Below are 16251 nucleotides of genomic sequence, written 5' to 3' on the forward strand. Positions count from 1 at the left end.
ACTGCGGCGCCAACCCACGATAATTCGATCAGACTCAAAAAGCCACCATCTTATTGATTTATCTGATTTTTAATTGGCAATTGATATCCCTTTGGAACTGGTTAAATTGCCTTGCGATTACTCGCAAGACAATACACAAACAAGAACAAAGGGATAAAAATGAACCGTTCAGGTACCGGGTGGCTGCTGCTGGCAGGCCCCCTGCTTTTGGCGACATCCTCGGCGCAAGCCAACTACTCCCCCAATGACTGGCGACAGTATCAGCTGACTGGCGAATCGAGCCGGCAACTGGCCGCTCGCATCACCGAGATCACCTACGAGCTCAAGGCGCGCAGCAGTAATGCTCCTTACCAACAGCTTAGGGTCTACCGCCGCTTCGACTGGCAGAGCAGCGATCTCGCCGCACTGGCCGAGCAACAGTGTGGCGAGCCGCAGCTCAAGGTAGATGCGGGCTGGCAGATCCGCTTCATGCGCTGTGAAGATCGGATTCCGGCGGGCAAGCTCATTCCCGCCAGCAGTTATGACTTTGGTTATGGCCTCAAGCAGGGTCGCTGGGAGCAGCTGGCGGGCACGCCGACCGCCCAGCGCCAAGATCGTCTGCCGCTGCCGCAAGCCATCATCCTGGGTCAGAGCGAAAGGGAGCTGGATCGCTGCGAACTCAACGCGCAGGGCCGCTGCACCGAGTCGGAGTGGCACTATCAGCCGCAGGATTGGCAGCAGTTGCAGGTACTTGAAGAGACCCCGAGTGAGCGGGATGGCCGATTGGAGCAGATCTTCTTCCGTCTACAACCGGTGGCAGGCAGTCAGGCTGCCGCTCAGGTCAGCGAGATCCATGTCTGGCGCCGCTATCAGTGGCAGCTGGATCAGCTCACGCCTCAGCAGGATTGTGATGAGCCGCAGGAGCGCAAGGAGGGGAGCAACACCATCCGCTATCGCATCTGCCGTCAGGTGATCCCCGCTGGCAGCGAGGTTCAGGTAACGTTGCAAGATAGCGGCTACCAATACCCGGTCGCTGGCGGCGAGTGGCAACCCCTGCCAGAGAGCAAAGAGTGGCAGGAGAGCCGGGTGCTCAATCGCCCCATCGTGCTGGCCAGCAAGGAGGAGCAGCTGGAGTGCCGCCGCGCCAACGGTCGTCTCTGCTCCGAGCCCGAGCAGCCCGATGTGGATCTGCTCGACAGCGATGCCGCCAAACTGGTAGCCGACGTGAGCGGCCAGAACAGCCCTGCTTGGCAGGCGGATTACGGCCACGATGACGCCAAGCTGATGGCGGTGGTGCGCGGCATGCGTGCTCTGCTGGCGGCCAACCAGCCGACCCATCCGGCAATGGACAAGCTGCTCTACTATGTGCGCGCCCACAACTACCACGGCGGCGTTGGCAAGGAGAGTGATCAGGTCGCCCGGGCACTGGCCGGGGTGATGATTGATCTGCTTAACCATCCCCTGCTGCTGGGAGCTGAACCGCAGGATCAGGCTGGCACAGTGCTGGAAGCCTGGAGCGTAGCGGCGCAGGGACAACTTGGCCAAGCCGCCTTCCGCCAGAGTGCCGCCCCCATGCTGGCCCAGCTCAACCAGGCGCTCAGCTATGCGGTGCAACATGCGGCGCAGCTCAATGGCCACAAACCCTGGGCCGATGGCCTGTTCGAGCTGCTCAATCTGGTCGATCAGAGCGCCTCTTACGGTCAGCAGGCTGACTTCAGCGCAGCTGTGCTGCAACAGGAGGCGGCATTGCGCCAGAGCCTGCTGCAACTGGGCCTGAGCGAGCTGGCCCTCTGGAAACAGCGCGACGGCTCACGGGATCTGTTTATCTTCAACAACATCCTCGATGCCCATAGCCGTCTCTACCAGATGATGCGCTATCTCCATCACACCAGCCCGGATGAGGCGATCGCCTATCGCCAACAGCTGGATCGCGATGTCATCGCCATCATGCGCCAGCAGGGGCTGATCCCGGGTGGCCAACATCCGGCTGCCATGTTGGAAGAGGTATCCCTGACCCTCTCCAGCTACTACCTCACCTACACGGATCGCACCAGCGAAGCCTGTATCAGCGGCGAGTTCGCCGGGCTCTGCACACCGATCCGCATGGAAGATATTCTGCCGTTCGAGCACACCTGCTCACCCACCCTGCGTCTGCGCGCTCAGGATCTGACCCAGGCTCAGGCCGAAGGGATCTGCCGCGAGCTGGGTGATGAAGAGCAGCGCTTCCACCAGCAGATGGAGACAAGCTGGCAACCGGTGGCCGATGATCACAACGAAGCGCTGGAGCTGGTGATCTTCAACTCCTCCGCCGACTGGGGCCGCTACGGCAGCGCGCTGTTTGGTGTCTCCACCGACAATGGCGGCATCTATATCGAGGGGGATCCGGCTCGCCCCGGCAATCAGGCCCGCTTCTTCGCCTATGAGGCTGAGTGGAAACGCCCTGCCTTCCAGGTGTGGAACCTGCGCCACGAGTACGTTCACTATCTGGATGGCCGCTTCAACCAGTACGGCAGCTTCGGCCACTATCCGCTCAACCGCACCACCTGGTGGGCCGAGGGGATTGCAGAGTACATCGCCCACGGCCAGTGCTTTGCCCGGGGTCTGGATAACGTGGCAAACCGCCCTGCCAACCAGCGCCCGACACTGGCGGCGATCCTCCACCTTGACTACGAGCAGGGTGGCGAGATGGTCTACTCCTGGTCCTATACCGTGCACCGCTTCCTCAACGATACCGGTCGCGGCGCCAGCTGGCTGGCGCTGGCACAAGCGCTGCGCAATCCGGATCGGCAGCAGGCGATGAGCGACTTCGAAGGGGAGCTGGACCGGCTGATCGCCAACGACAGCGACGCCTATCAGGCGTGGCTCGCCCGGGATCTGCTGCCCTGGTGGCAAGCCAACAAGGAGTCAGACGCCTGCAAGGGTAACGACTCCGCCCACTGATAAACCTTCACCGACCAGAGGGGCTGCCACCGCAGCCCCTCTCTTCATCCTCCCGCTCTCCCGGCCTCTGCTGCGACAACCTCTGCCCGAATGAGGTGCCCGCCCGTTATCAAGCCTGACGCCAGCGGCCGAGTTGTAATAGAATGCCGATAGCCACTCCCAACTTCAGACCCTGACCGCACCGCGCATGAAGAAGTTTGCCAAGATCCTCCTCGCCTGCCTCGTTTTGCTGCTGGCCCTAATTGCCATGCTGCTGGGCTACAGCGAGTGGATCGTCTCGGATGCCCGTCACTACACCTACGATCAGGTAGACAAGGTGCCCTACAACCGGGTTGCGGTGGTGCTGGGTACCTCCAAATATCTCTCCGGTGGCGGCCCCAACCACTACTTCAAATACCGTATCAAGGCGGCGGCCGAGCTCTATAACAATGCCAAGGTGGACTTCATCATCGTCTCCGGTGACAACGCTACCGTGCAGTACAACGAGCCACGCCAGATGCGCCGCGCCCTGATCAAGGCGGGCATCCCCGCCTCCGCCATCTATATGGATTTCGCCGGATTCCGCACCCTCGACTCAGTGGTTCGCGCCAAGGAGGTGTTCGGCCAGGAGCGCTTTACCGTGGTCTCCCAGGGCTTTCATAACGAGCGGGCCATTTTCATCGCCCGCCATTTCGGTATCGATGCGGTCGGCTTCAATGCCGAGGACCCCAGCGCCTATCAGGGGATCCGCACCCGGGTGCGGGAAGTCTTTGCCCGCCTGATGGGGCTGCTCGACCTCTATGTACTGGACAAGGGGCCCAAGTTCCTCGGGGCACCGGTCCCCATCGGTCTGCCTGTGCCTTGCCAGTCACTGAGCACCATCGGCAGCCTGCAACCCTGCCTCAAACAGCCCAAACCGGCTGTGGATGAGGCCAAGCCAGCGGCAGTCTCTGCCGCGGTTGCCACCGAGTCGGCTACTCCATCTGCCTCGGCCGCGACTGAACCAGTCACTCCTGCTTTATCCGCAGCGGCAACGACTGAGCCAGTCACTCCTGCCAAACCCGCGGCACAAACCACCGCCGAGATGCCCAGCGCGGCCTTGCCCACATTGCCGATGACCCCTTCAGCCGCCAGCGTCAGCACTGCCACACCATAAACAGACGACCCGCCAACTGGCGGGTCTTGTTATTACAGCGCGGGTTGTGGCGGTGAGCCTGTACACCCATTCCCAGCGACCGGGTCAGCCTCGCGCCGCCTGATAGCGGCGGGCCACTTCGGCCCAATCCACCACCTGATAGAAGGCAGCGATATAGTCAGGACGCTTGTTCTGGTACTTGAGATAGTAGGCGTGCTCCCACACATCCAGCCCCAGGATCGGGGTATGGCCATGCATCAGGGGACTATCCTGATTGGCACTGCTCTCCACCTGCAATCTGCCCGCCTTGTCCACCACCAGCCAGGCCCAGCCGCTGCCAAAGCGGCTCAGGGCAGCCTGAGTGAAAGCCTGCTTGAAGGCATCAAATCCCCCCAATTCCCGCTCGATGGCCAGAGCCAGCTCACCACCCGGCTCACCGCCCCCCTGCGGGCTCATCACCAGCCAGAACAGGGTGTGGTTGGCATGGCCGCCGCCATGGTTGCGTACCGCCCCCTGCAAGGTGGCAGGCAGAGTATTGAAGCGGCGCAGCAGAGCCTCTACCGGTATTGCGGCCAGCTCTGGCGCCCCTTCCAGTGCGGCGTTGAGGTTGTTGATATAGGTCTGGTGATGACGGCTGTGGTGGATCTCCATGGTCAGGGCATCGAGATGGGGTTCCAGTGCGTCGTAGGCATAGTTCAGGGCAGGCAGGGTATGGCTCATGATGACCTCTGTTCGGATTAATGGAGCCGGGATGAGGGCTCGCTCTGGCACAAGCAGTGACCGAGCGAACGCATGATCCCGGCGTGACTGCCGTGGCGCTGTACGAACGTCAGCAACTCGGCACGGGTTGTGCGGGTATGGCGCAACGCGGCCTCTCGCAGCCGAGAGGAGCAAGCGGGGGAGTGACAGGTCGCCAGCAGGCAGTCGTGCACATAGCAGAGCAGGTCGGCGGCGCGATCGGGCAAAGTCATGGCCACCAGCAGATCCGCCAGATTGTGGTGAGCCACGACCAGCGCCGCCACCGCCTCATCCGCGTCGTGCCATTGCACCAACTGCTGACGAGCCAGCCAGAGCGCCTGCTGATAATGAGCCAGCGCATGATGATACTCGCCGCAATCAAACAGCCGGTTGCCCTCTCGGGTCTGCTGTTTCCAGTGACTCATGCTGCTGCCACCTTCGGTCGACTCGACCCACCCCTTCACCCAGGTTGCTGTCATATGCTTTACACCAACAAATGATAATAATTATCATTACATGAATCATATCCGGGAGACAAGGGGCGTCGGGATCGCAGCAAACAGCCAAAACAGCGCGGCCACTCCTTGGCAAGGAGTGGCCGCTTGAGGCACCGGTCAGTGAATTCGACCGGCCAATGGCAAGTTAATGGCAAGTCAGATGTTGTTGGCGGGCGAAGGCGGGGCAATTCCCAGCAGCATGTGATCCATCATCCCCACCATGCGCCCTATCTCGGGCTTGGTAATGGTATCGTTGGCCCCCAGTTGCAGCGCTTTCTGACGGTTGTCATCGCTCATCAGGGAGGAGAACATCACGATGGGCATCTCCTTGTAGGAGGGGGTATCCCGCAGTCGCTTGAGCAGGTGCATGCCATCCATGCGCGGCATCTCCACATCGGTGATCACCGCATTGACAAAGCCGGTCACAGGCATCCTCTCCTCCTGGGCCAGACGATCGAAATCCGTCATCATCTCCAGCCCCTCTCCCCCATCCTTGGCCGTGATCACGTTGTAGCCAGCGGTGCGCAGGGTGGTCTCGATCATCTTGCGGATAAAGGCCGAGTCGTCCACCACCAGAATGGTCTTGCCCTGGCGTAGCGCCATCATGCGATCGTCGATGAGCACCTTGCGGTCCTGAGTGACGTCGTACTTCTCCATGCTGAGCTCGGGGTTGATATCGGCGATGATCTTCTCGAAGTCGAGGATCATGATGAGGTTGCCATCACGCCTGACCACGGCCACCACGCAGTCATTCTCTCCCGCCTCCAGAAACTGGCTGGGTGACTCCACATCCTCCCAGGAGACCCGGTGAATCCGGCTCACGCTGTCGATGAGAAACCCGTTGGCCATCTTGTTGAAGTCGGTGACGATCACCACCTTGTGGCTGGGGTCGGGGTTGGTCTTGATGCCGAGCCAGCCCGCCAGATCCACCAGCGGGATGAGGCGATCCCGCAGGGAGAAGACCCCCACCATATGGCGCTGGGCGTTGGGGTAATCTGTGGTCTCCGGCACACGGATCACCTCGCGCACCTTGGCGACGTTAATCCCGTAGTAGGCGATCTTCTCGCGCCCGTCCGGCAGCTGCTTCTTGAGGTGAAATTCGATGATCTCGAGCTCGTTGGTGCCGCTCTCGGTCAGAATGGATTTACGCTCTTCCCCGTCTTTGGCCATCATGGTGACTCTCATGCTCTGGTTGCGCAGGCAGCACTCCGCTGCGGTTTTCCCTCAGTATAGGAATGGAATTCGCCCAGCGGCTCGGATCTCGGCAAGATTGCAGCGTTAACCGCTTGATCCCGCAGGCTGGCACGATCGTATCTGCCAATCAGGACAACATTGGCAGATGGTGAACCCCACCATGCCCTCATAAGGAGCCAGAGATGAGTGAAGGCATAGTCGTGATTGGCGCTTCTGGCGGTATCGGGGCGGCGCTGGTCGCACACTGGTTGGCCACTGGTATCGGGCCAGTGATTGCCATCAGCCGTCAGCCCGCACCAGCAGGAGCCTCTTCGCCAGCCCTGCACTGGCTATGTTGTGATTACAGCGATGAGCAAATCACAGAAGTGGTGGCCCGCATCGCGGAGTTGGCGCCGCGACCCCATCGGGTGGTGATCTGTAACGGCATCCTGCATCAGGGAGAGATCCAGCCAGAGAAGCGGCTCGAAGCACTCAATCTCGATGCCATGACCCGCCTCTACCAGACCAACGCCTTGCTGCCACTGCGCTGGATCAGCCAGCTGTTACCGCTGTTTGGCCGCGAGCCTTGCACTCTGGCCGTTCTCAGCGCCCGGGTCGGCAGCATTGGCGACAACCGGGCTGGCGGCTGGTATGGCTATCGTGCATCCAAGGCCGCCCTCAATATGCTGCTCAAGTGTGCCGCCATCGAGCTGGCCCGGCGGGCCCCAGGCGTCAAATTGCTGGCCTTCCATCCCGGCACCGTGGATACCCCACTCTCTCGCCCGTTTCACGCCAATACACCGGCGGGAAACGTGCAGAGTCCCGAGCTGGTAGCCGACCATCTGATTAACCTGATGAACCGGCTGCAACCGGATGGCGAGCTGAGCTTTCTCGACTGGCAGGGCAAACCTATCGAGTGGTAGGGGAACCCAAGAGACGTGCCAGCAGTGCCCGCAAGCTCTTGATCACGGCGGGCTTGCCCGCCAGTTGCAACCTCACAGCCAGTCTTCCCCAGTCGGCATATTGCCAGATGGCTGCGATCAGCAGATAACGCTCATCCGGGGTGATCTCGGCCAACCGGACCAGATTGCCCGCCAGCCACAACTGCAAGCTCGACTGGCTCAGTTCGAACGGCTTGTGATGCAGGGCAAAGCACTCAACCTCATCGCGCTCGAACTCGCCAAGCTCCGCTGCGGTGATGGTACTGCCTTGCAGGCATTGCCATACCAACTCGGGATCCAACGCGCTCAACTCACCCGCCAGCAGGGTCGGCAACTGGCGAATGAAACGCTGCTGCCACTGATCCAGCTCGGGCTCATGTTCGGGTTTCAGCGCCTTTAGCAGCAGGGCTGCGTGGCAGCCGCTGGCGGCATCCCGCTGCAGGCCGATGCGCAGCACCTCCAGCCCGGCCTTGCGCCAGAAAGGGAGCAGGTCGGCGCTAGCCGAAAAGGCAGAACCGAGGTAATCGATCCCCGCCTGACGATAATGTTCTTCAAGTCTGCCAAGCAGTAGCGACCCCAACCTGTGGCGGTGCAGCTCGGGATGGATGGCGATGCGCATCACCCGGGCGTAGCTGCGCGCCCCCGCGGTTTTGAAACCGGCGTGGGCCAGCAGCGACTGGGGCAGCAGATGGCCGCGCGGACGGCGACGCCCGGCCCAGATCGCCTCGGCCAGCTCGGGCTCTATCTCCCCTTCCCGCGCAACCAAGGCCACACCCAGCAGGCTCGCATCCTGCTCCAGCAGATGGATGTCGAGATCCGGGCTCTCCAGCAGGGACCTGAGATCGCTCGGCGTGGTCTGGTAGTGAGCCAGTACCAGCAAGCCGAACAGCTGGTTGAGCAACGTCTCATCGCTCGCCAGCGCCTCTTGACTGACCAGACGCCAGCTCGGGCTGGTCGGCGACATAGGCGCCGCCACTTCTGCATCAAGCCCCAGCAGGCGGAAAATCAGCGGCTCCAGCGGATCACGCTCACTCCAGCGAATGGGCTCAGAGAGGCGGATCTCCTGCCACTCCGGGGTCTGGCTATCGAGCACCCGCTTGAAGCGCAGGTGAAAACCGCGCCCTGTTCCTTCGTAACCGTGCTCGGTGGTGGCAAACACGATGCGGCTGTGGCGGGCCAGCATGGCCTCAAGCAGCGGGGTCGGAATGGCAGCCGCTTCATCCACCAGCAGCAGATCGGGATTCATCGCCTCGTGCACCAGCCGATCCGGCGAGCAGTAGCTCAGTCCGGTCAGCTGTTCAGGCGTGGTATCTAGCCCGCGAGCTGCGTGGGCAAACAGGGTCGCTACCGTTGCCTGCGAGGGGGCCGTCACCACTATGTTCAGCGCGGGTTGCTGGCGCAGCAGCTCGGCGGCAGCCAGCCCCAGCAGCGCACTCTTGCCACGACCGCGGTCGGCACTTAGCACCAGCGGCCGACGACGATGGCCGTGCAACACCTTGTGTATAGCGGGCAGTGCCCGTGTCTGATCGCTGCTCAGCCTGCGCTCCGGCCCAATCGGTTGCCACGGCTGCGAGCAAACCGGCGGATCCAGAGAGAGGGCAGGATCACCTTCCAGCAACCGTACCAGCCGGGCGATAAAGCCGTGGCCGGCCCGGCCCGCCTCCTCCGGCTGGGCCACCAGCCGGATCCGGTCAGGATCCGGCCATGAAGGCCACTGTGTTCTGGGCGGGGTCAGCAGCAACAGCAAGCCACCAGCGCATAGAGTGCCAGCCAGCGCCCCGAAGGCATCGGGATGAAAGCCGCTAAGGGCGTTGAACACCAGCGTGTCGCACTCCTGACCGAGCCGCTGCAGCGCCTTGGCAGCGGGTTGAGGGGCATAACACTCGGGCCCGGCACCCAGCCAGAAGACGGTCTCACCGAGCAGGGATTGGGCGCGGGCAATGCAGTCGGCCTCCTCCCCCTCCAGCCAGATCAGGCGTCGTTCACCGGCGCGGGCCAGCACCTCGCGCAGCAGGGTGACCTCTTGCAGTGTCATGAAGCTTGGCTGTCAGCCGGTTTACGGGGCTCGAACATGCGATCTCCCATCTGATCGATAAAGGTGTGGGCCTTCTGCACCATGAAATGCTCGGCATCGGCCGGATTGGCAAACAGATCGGAGCGGATAAAGCGGTGAGTCTGCAGCACGCCATCCAGCTCTTTGGTGATGCGGCCAGCCAATCGGTACTGACCCCCTTCCGCCATGGGCTCCGGATAGATGAGATAGCCGGCATATTCGGTGGGGGTGACTTCCGGTGCCTTGGTCGGCTCGCCCCCGAACAGGGCGCTGAACAGTTTCTTGAGCATGGTGATCTCCTCTGGTTGCCAGCATTGTCCCCAAGGGGTTGCACAGTGGCAAGCAGGGGATCTTATTACCAATGGTTATTTGCACTACGAACCATTCTCATTTAGATTTCATCTCATTCCACAAGAGGTGACCATCATGTACGTCTGTTTGTGCCGCGGCATCACAGATACCCAGATCCGCAAAGCGGTGCAGTCAGGTAAAAGCGAATTCCGCCAGCTCAAGCAGTCGCTCGAGGTGGGCGCACAATGTGGCAAATGCGTGCGCATGACCATGGAGATCATTGCCGCCGAACTCGACAAGATGGAGCAGGAGCAACCCGTGCTCTACTACGAAGTGGCCTGATCCGGACACCTCTTTTCTGATGCGACCCGCCAACAGGGTCACCCCTTTTCTCAGGCGAGCTGGCTCGCCAGACCTCTTGTTGTCACTTTTCTGGACTAAGCTCTAACGATCGAAGCCTCAGGCACGAACCAAGGAGCACTGTCGATGAAAGGAGATCCCAAGATCATTGCCCACCTCAACAAGGTGCTGGCCAATGAGCTGATTGCCATCAACCAATACTTCCTGCACGCCCGCATCTACGATGACTGGGGCCTCAAGGCGCTCGGGCACAAGGAGTATCACGAGTCCATCGATGAGATGAAACACGCAGACGAGCTGGTCAAGCGGGTGCTGTTTCTCGAAGGGCTGCCCAATTTGCAGGATCTCGGCAAGCTGCGCATCGGTGAAACGGTGGAAGAGATGCTGCGCTGCGACCTCTCGCTGGAGATGGATGCCATTCCCGACCTGAAAGTGGCCATCGCCTACGCCGAATCGGTGCAGGACTACATCAGCCGCGACCTGTTTCAGGAGATCCTGGAAGATGAGGAGGAGCATGTGGACTGGCTGGAGACCCAGCTCGATCTCATCGATCGCATCGGGCTGGAGAACTACCAGCAGTCGCAACTGCACCACGGCTCCTGAGCCAACAGGCCAGCAAGCAAAGAGACCCGCCAGCGCGGGTCTCTTTATTTGGACCGCCATATTTGAGTCGCATGACCCGAAAACTTTTCGACAGGATCACAGTTAATACGCCCAACACAGCATCTGGCATGGCTTTCGATTAGGATACGGCTCTCTGCCAATAACAATGCTACGGACAATTTCCATGGAACAGATTGCACGCGAGATGGCGCCCCACAAACGGGTGGCACTGGTGGCTCACGACAACATGAAGACCCCTCTGCTGAACTGGGTAATGCGCCGCAAGGAGGAGCTCAAGCTCCACCATCTCTATGCGACCGGCACCACCGGCACCATGCTCGGCAAGAAGGCGCAGCTGCCCATCACCTGCCTCTTCTCCGGCCCCATGGGGGGCGACCAGCAGCTCGGCGCCCTGATCGCCGAAGGGAAGATCGACGTGCTGATCTTCTTCTGGGATCCCCTCAATGCGGTGCCGCACGATCCTGACGTGAAGGCGCTGCTGCGCCTCGCGGCGGTCTGGAACATCCCGGTCGCCACCAACGAGGCGACCGCCGATTTCATCATGGACAGCCCCCATATGCGGCAGGCGTTCAGCGTACAGATCCCGGATTACGCCGGTTATCTCAAGGCGCGCACCGAGTGATCGGCTAACCCGTGATGCAAGAGGGCCGCAACAAGCGGCCCTCTTTAATTGGGAAAATGAATCAGCCAGGGAAACAAACCGACGCCGGCTTATAGCGCCCGGGCGAGAATGCGTGCCACCCGATCCGGATCGATATCCTGCTGCTCACCGAGCGCGGTGCGCCCCACCCGCTTGAGGTTGGAGCAGACCGCCGGAATGCAGCTTTCGCTGAGGCCATAGTCGGCCAGCCGGGTACCCAGTCCCATCTTCTGGAAGAACTGCTCGGTACGGATGATCGCCTCTTCGATGCGCAGGGCCTTGTCCTCGCGGGTCGAATGCCACACCCGCTCGGCAAACTGGGCCAGCTTGTCCTGCTTCTGGCTCGCCCGCTCACGCATCAGCGAAGGGAGCACCACGGCCAGACTCTGGCCGTGGTCGAGCCCGTAAAGCGCCGTAAGCTGATGACCGATGGCGTGAGAGGCCCAATCCTGCGGCACCCCGCAACCGATAAGGCCGTTGAGTGCCAGACTGGCGGCCCACATCAGATTGGCCCGTACCTGATAGTTGGTCGGCTCCGCCAGCGCCTTGGGGCCGTTCTCCACCAGCACCTGCAGCAGCCCCTCCGCCAGTCTGTCCTGTACCTCGCCTCCCACCGGAAAGGTGAGGTACTGCTCGGCAATATGGACGAAGGCATCCACCACTCCGTTACCGATCTGGCGCGGCGGCAGGCTGTAGGTGGTGGTCGGGTCGAGCACCGCAAACTGCGGCTGCACCAGCGAGCTTCTGAAGGAGATCTTCACATCCCCCCGGCTCACCACCGAGGTGGGATTGCTCTCGGAGCCGGTGGCTGGCAGGGTCAGCACACAGCCCATCGGCAGCGCCTTGTGCACACTCGCCTGTTTACCGCAGATATCCCAGGGATCATCCCCCTCGTAGCAGGCGGCCGCCGCAACAAACTTGGTGCCATCCACTACCGAGCCGCCGCCGACGGCTAGCAAGAAGTCGATGCGCTCGCGTTTCACCTGCGCCACCGCCTCCATCAACAGCTCGAATCTGGGGTTGGCGCCGATGCCGGAAAACTCCTGCCACGTCACCCCTTCCAGCGCCCGGGTCAGCTGCTCATACACCCCGTTCTGCTTGATGCTGCCTCCACCGTAGAGCACCAGCAGCCGGCTGCCGGGCGGGATCAGTTCGGGCAGGCTGGCGATCTGCCCCTCGCCGAAACAGATACGGGTCAGATTGGCATATTGGAAGTTGTACACGGCGGACTCCTCGACTGGCTCAATGCGCGGACATTGTGCGCCTGTGGGGAGGTGAGGTCAAAAGAGGTGGCAGGAGCTTGCCCATCGGCGGTCGACACTGGCCCATCGGTGCCGACCGGGTAGATCTCAGAACAGCGGCAGGATCAGGCAGTTTTGGCCTCATCTTTGGATGAGCTCTTCTTGCCGGTCAGGCGATCCATCGCCTCCTTGAGCATCGCCTCTCGCTGCTCGTTGAGCGGCTTGCTCTGCTCCGCCCGCTCTTCCGGCGTCAGCTTCTTGTTATCGGCGATGGTCTTGAGCTTCTCTTCGATCTCGTTGAACTTCTTGCGATCGAAACCGAGCGCCTTGTCCACCAGCTGCTGCACTACGCCCCCCTTGTCGGAGCTCATATCCAGCGCCGGTGGCAACTTGTTGTTCTTGGCCAGATGTTCGTAGGTCAGCACCTGCTGGGCCTGACCGGTCATGCGCTGGGTGGAGAGGCTGACCATCTCCTCCCAGCCACCGCCCTGACCGCCGCTACTGGCACTATTGAGGGTAGCGAGGGCGCGGTTGTTGGATGCGCTCTGGGCAAGCTGCTGGCTGTAGGGTTTGATATCCATGGGGGCTCCAATTCGGTGCGCATCTGCGGCAATGGGCACAGGCTGATCCGGTCACATGGGGCGTCAAGCCCCACCATTATCAATTAAACCAGCAAGTTACAGGCCAACTTGTCAGATTGTGCGAGATCCAGAGATATGGCGGATCTCGCCACGCCCCCCACGCAAGACTGGCGTCAGAATCATGACTCATCTGCTGCCGGTTCACGCTGTTTTGGCACATTTTGCCGTCCGCGCACCACGACGCCAGAGAAAAGTCAGGAACCGCAGTTCGATCACAAAATAAACAACCACTCAGGAATACAATTTTGGCGCACATCACAACCAGCCAGCCGTGTCATGGATGATCTGTTCGAAAAACCAATAACAGGCAGACCAATCTGCCGTGCTCACTCCGCTGCCAGTTCGGAGTTGCAGCCTCCCCACACCTCATCCCCTCGTCTGACTCTCACTCACCGCAACCCTTCGGGTACACCTATGAAAAAACACACCTTGAGTCTTCTCTCAGCCACCCTGCTCACCCTGCTTGGCACCAGTGCCGACGCCTGTACCGGCCTTATCGTCGGCAAGGGCGCCAGTGCCGATGGCAGCGTGATGATCGCCAGAAACGAGGATTTTGGCGTCAACAACTGGAACAAGTACCTCGCCTTCCGGCCCGCGCAGCAGAACGAGGGCAAACTCTGGAAGTTGGGCAACGGGCTGGAAGTGCCGATGCCCAAGGCATTTTTCGCCTACTCCGCCATCCACGACTGGGATGCCACAACCAACGACCCGGCAGGCAAATATTATGAGGAGCGCGGCATCAACGAGTTCAACGTCGCCATCTCGGCCACCACCAGTGCCGAGGTCAACGACAAGGCCCAAAAAGCCGATCCGCTGATCGAGAAGGGAGTGATTGAAGCCATCATCCCGACCCTGATCCTGCCGCAGGCCAAGACGGCCAAAGAGGGGGTCGAGCTGCTTGGACGCTATGTGGAGCAATATGGCGCCGGTGAGGGCAACAGCCTCTATCTGGCAGATGTGAACGAAGCCTGGCTGATGGAGATCGGCTCCGGCCACCACTGGATCGCGGTGCGGGTGCCGGACGACAGCTACGCCATGGTGGCCAACGGCCTGCGCATCCACGGCGTCAATCTCGACAGCGCCGATGTGCTGCACTCGCCTAAGCTGCTGGAATTTGTACGCGAACACAAACTGCTGGATAACGCCGACCCGAAAGATTTCAACTTCGCCAAGGCGTTCGGGGTGATTGCCGACCCCTACAACGTGGATCGGGAGTGGCTCGGCCAAAAAATGCTGACTGCCTCCCACAAACAGGCGACCCGGCAGGCGCAATATCCACTGTTTATGAAGCCGGATGCCCCCATCGCCGTGCCGGACGTGGCCAGGGTGCTGAGCGCCACCTATGACGGCACGCCGCTCGCGGGCAAGGCGGAGCGGCCAATCCGCGTCGATCGCCAGCTGGAATCCCACGTCATCCAGCTGCGCAAGGAGATGCCCAAAGAGCTGCAGGGGCTCATCTGGCAGAGCTATGGCGTGCTGGCCGAATCTGTGATGGTGCCGCTCTACAACACCCTGGAAAACTATCCCCTGCCCTATCGCACCGGCAGCGACAGCTACTCCGATGATTCCGCCTACTGGCAGTTCCGCAGCCTGACCGCGCTGGCCAACACCGATCCGGACAAATACCAGCCGCTGCTGCGAAACGTCTGGAGTAAGGAGAGCAGCAAGCTCTACAAGGAGGTGGCGCTGCTCGACAAGAGCCTCAAGCAGGCCTACGCCAGCGACAAGGCCACCGCCATCGGGCTGGCCGCCGACTACTCCTATGGCCAATTGGAGAAGACCTATCAGATGGCCAAAGACCTGCGCTACAAGCTGATGACGGATCTGACCAAGAGCAGCGAGAAGGAGTATTCGCCGGAGGAGTTCAAGAAGATCATGAGCCTATGAACGGCTCGCCAATGCAAAGAGGCTCCCACGGGAGCCTCTTTGTTTCAACCAATGCAGCGATCAGCGACGGCTGATATTGAGCGGGCCGAAGGTCTGGGCCACCGGCATGATCTCGATGCTGTTGATGTTGACGTGAGCCGGCTGCTGGCTCACCCAGAGCACGGTATTGGCGATGTCTTCCGGCTGGATAGCCTCCACCCCCTGATAGACGGAAGCCGCCTTGGCATCGTCACCGTGGAAGCGCACGTTGGAGAACTCGGTGCCGCCGCACAGGCCCGGTTCCACGTTGGTGACGCGGATGGCGGTGCCAGCCAGATCGGCGCGCAGGTTGAGGCTGAACTGCTTCACGAATGCCTTGGTGGCGCCGTAGACGTTGCCGCCCGGATAGGGGTAAGTGCCCGCGATGGAGCCGATATTGATGACGTGGCCGCGATTGCGCGCCACCATGCCCGGCAGCAGCAATCGGGTGAGCAGGGTCAGACCGCTGATGTTGGTGGCGATCATCTGCTCCCAATCTTCCAGATCCGCCTTGTGGGCCGGCTCCAGCCCCAGCGCCAGGCCGGCGTTGTTGACCAGCAGATCCACTTCACTCCACTCGGCTGGCAGAGCGGCGATGGCGGCGCGGGTAGCCGCCTTTTCCTGCACGTCGAATGCCAGCGGCAGAAACTGCTCGCCCAGCTCGTCGGCCAGCGCAGCCAGCCGTTCGGCACGGCGACCGGTACCGATCACCTTGTAGCCCGCCTGCACCAGCTGGCGGCTGATGGCTTTACCAAAACCGGACGAGGCGCCCGTTACCATTGCAATCATCTGAACCTCCATTATCTCAACCGATATTGTTATTTATGTTGTTGAAACCAATCTGATTTATTCATCGCTCAATTCACGTCCGGTCGCCTTGCGCCAGACAAATACCACCAGATGGAGCAGCAACAAGCCCGAGCCACCCAGCGCAAACAGCAGGCCGGTGAGGGCGTTAACCGAGGTATCGGCGCCGCACCACCACCAGACCAGCCAGCCACTCAGACCGATGACAAAGGTCTGGATGGCACAGACCGGGCAGCGCCCCAGCTTGGCCCTGATGGCGGTGGCAAGGCAGTTGTCGCAGCTCATCCTGCTCCTCGATTCTGCTCGT

General features: G+C 61.2%; 16 protein-coding genes. 7 read left to right on the forward strand and 9 right to left on the reverse strand.

What is annotated here, in order from left to right; all coding sequences use genetic code 11:
* Positions 1-159: 159 nt before the first annotated feature.
* Together OKC31_RS07100 and OKC31_RS07105 are read left to right on the forward strand one after the other, a co-directional pair.
* On the forward strand, positions 160-2919 hold the full coding sequence (locus OKC31_RS07100; protein WP_270656575.1) for a collagenase: 2760 nt from the start codon (positions 160-162) through the stop codon (positions 2917-2919).
* A 187-nt stretch (positions 2920-3106) separates the two neighbouring features.
* Entirely contained in the window at positions 3107-4054 is a 948-nt protein-coding gene (locus tag OKC31_RS07105; protein WP_247823531.1) for a SanA/YdcF family protein, read from the forward strand.
* An 84-nt stretch (positions 4055-4138) separates the two neighbouring features.
* On the opposite strand, the gene OKC31_RS07110 is transcribed toward OKC31_RS07105, so the two are convergent.
* The 3 genes from OKC31_RS07110 to OKC31_RS07120 all read right to left on the reverse strand — a co-directional run bounded on the left by OKC31_RS07110 (position 4139) and on the right by OKC31_RS07120 (position 6441).
* Complete coding sequence (locus OKC31_RS07110) at positions 4139-4753, reverse strand: superoxide dismutase (protein WP_247823532.1); 615 nt, start codon at positions 4751-4753, stop codon at positions 4139-4141.
* Between the two features lie 17 nt (positions 4754-4770).
* A complete protein-coding gene (locus OKC31_RS07115) occupies positions 4771-5250 on the reverse strand; it encodes a hypothetical protein (protein WP_139461408.1) in 480 nt (159 codons plus the stop codon).
* Between the two features lie 174 nt (positions 5251-5424).
* Positions 5425-6441 carry a chemotaxis protein gene (locus OKC31_RS07120; RefSeq protein ID WP_100644989.1) on the reverse strand — a complete coding sequence of 339 codons (1017 nt, stop codon included), beginning with the start codon at positions 6439-6441 and terminating at the stop codon, positions 5425-5427.
* Positions 6442-6644: 203 nt separating this feature from the next.
* Between OKC31_RS07120 and OKC31_RS07125 the strand changes: the two genes are divergently transcribed.
* Positions 6645-7364 (forward strand): SDR family NAD(P)-dependent oxidoreductase, encoded by a 720-nt coding sequence (locus tag OKC31_RS07125; RefSeq protein WP_247823533.1) that lies wholly within the window; start codon positions 6645-6647, stop codon positions 7362-7364.
* Here OKC31_RS07125 and OKC31_RS07130 read toward each other — a convergent pair.
* Entirely contained in the window at positions 7351-9417 is a 2067-nt protein-coding gene (locus OKC31_RS07130) for a tRNA(Met) cytidine acetyltransferase TmcA (RefSeq protein ID WP_270656576.1), read from the reverse strand. The two genes, OKC31_RS07125 and OKC31_RS07130, sit on opposite strands and share 14 nt — an antisense overlap.
* Positions 9414-9725: an HlyU family transcriptional regulator gene (locus tag OKC31_RS07135; protein WP_270656577.1), complete on the reverse strand. Its 312-nt coding sequence runs from the start codon at positions 9723-9725 to the stop codon at positions 9414-9416. The genes OKC31_RS07130 and OKC31_RS07135 overlap by 4 nt, the downstream gene beginning before the upstream one ends.
* Before the next feature lie 136 nt (positions 9726-9861).
* On the opposite strand from OKC31_RS07135, the gene OKC31_RS07140 reads away from it, so the two are divergent.
* From OKC31_RS07140 to OKC31_RS07150, 3 genes are all read left to right on the forward strand, one after another.
* A complete protein-coding gene (locus tag OKC31_RS07140; protein ID WP_005335965.1) occupies positions 9862-10068 on the forward strand; it encodes a bacterioferritin-associated ferredoxin in 207 nt (68 codons plus the stop codon).
* Positions 10069-10212: 144 nt separating this feature from the next.
* Positions 10213-10689, forward strand: a complete 477-nt coding sequence (bfr, locus tag OKC31_RS07145) for a bacterioferritin (RefSeq protein ID WP_005354959.1) — start codon at positions 10213-10215, stop codon at positions 10687-10689.
* Between the two features lie 184 nt (positions 10690-10873).
* Positions 10874-11332 carry a methylglyoxal synthase gene (locus OKC31_RS07150; protein ID WP_005363178.1) on the forward strand — a complete coding sequence of 153 codons (459 nt, stop codon included), beginning with the start codon at positions 10874-10876 and terminating at the stop codon, positions 11330-11332.
* A gap of 89 nt (positions 11333-11421) precedes the next feature.
* Here the strand turns inward: OKC31_RS07150 and OKC31_RS07155 are convergent, their stop codons facing one another.
* A complete protein-coding gene (locus OKC31_RS07155) occupies positions 11422-12573 on the reverse strand; it encodes an iron-containing alcohol dehydrogenase (protein ID WP_270656578.1) in 1152 nt (383 codons plus the stop codon).
* A gap of 143 nt (positions 12574-12716) precedes the next feature.
* Positions 12717-13172 carry a hypothetical protein gene (locus tag OKC31_RS07160; protein WP_019446593.1) on the reverse strand — a complete coding sequence of 152 codons (456 nt, stop codon included), beginning with the start codon at positions 13170-13172 and terminating at the stop codon, positions 12717-12719.
* 474 nt (positions 13173-13646) lie between these two features.
* Here OKC31_RS07160 and OKC31_RS07165 point away from each other — a divergent pair, with 474 nt between their 5' ends.
* Entirely contained in the window at positions 13647-15119 is a 1473-nt protein-coding gene (locus OKC31_RS07165; RefSeq protein ID WP_270656579.1) for a C69 family dipeptidase, read from the forward strand.
* 60 nt (positions 15120-15179) lie between these two features.
* Here the strand turns inward: OKC31_RS07165 and OKC31_RS07170 are convergent, their stop codons facing one another.
* Positions 15180-15926, reverse strand: coding sequence for an SDR family oxidoreductase (locus OKC31_RS07170; protein ID WP_159144414.1), 747 nt, complete (start codon positions 15924-15926; stop codon positions 15180-15182).
* 57 nt (positions 15927-15983) lie between these two features.
* Entirely contained in the window at positions 15984-16229 is a 246-nt protein-coding gene (locus OKC31_RS07175) for a DUF3624 family protein (RefSeq protein WP_040067114.1), read from the reverse strand.
* Between the last annotated feature and the right edge of the window lie 22 nt (positions 16230-16251).

Origin of the sequence: Aeromonas sp. Y293-4 (assembly GCF_027705905.1) — a bacterium.
GTDB lineage: Bacteria > Pseudomonadota > Gammaproteobacteria > Enterobacterales > Aeromonadaceae > Aeromonas > Aeromonas veronii.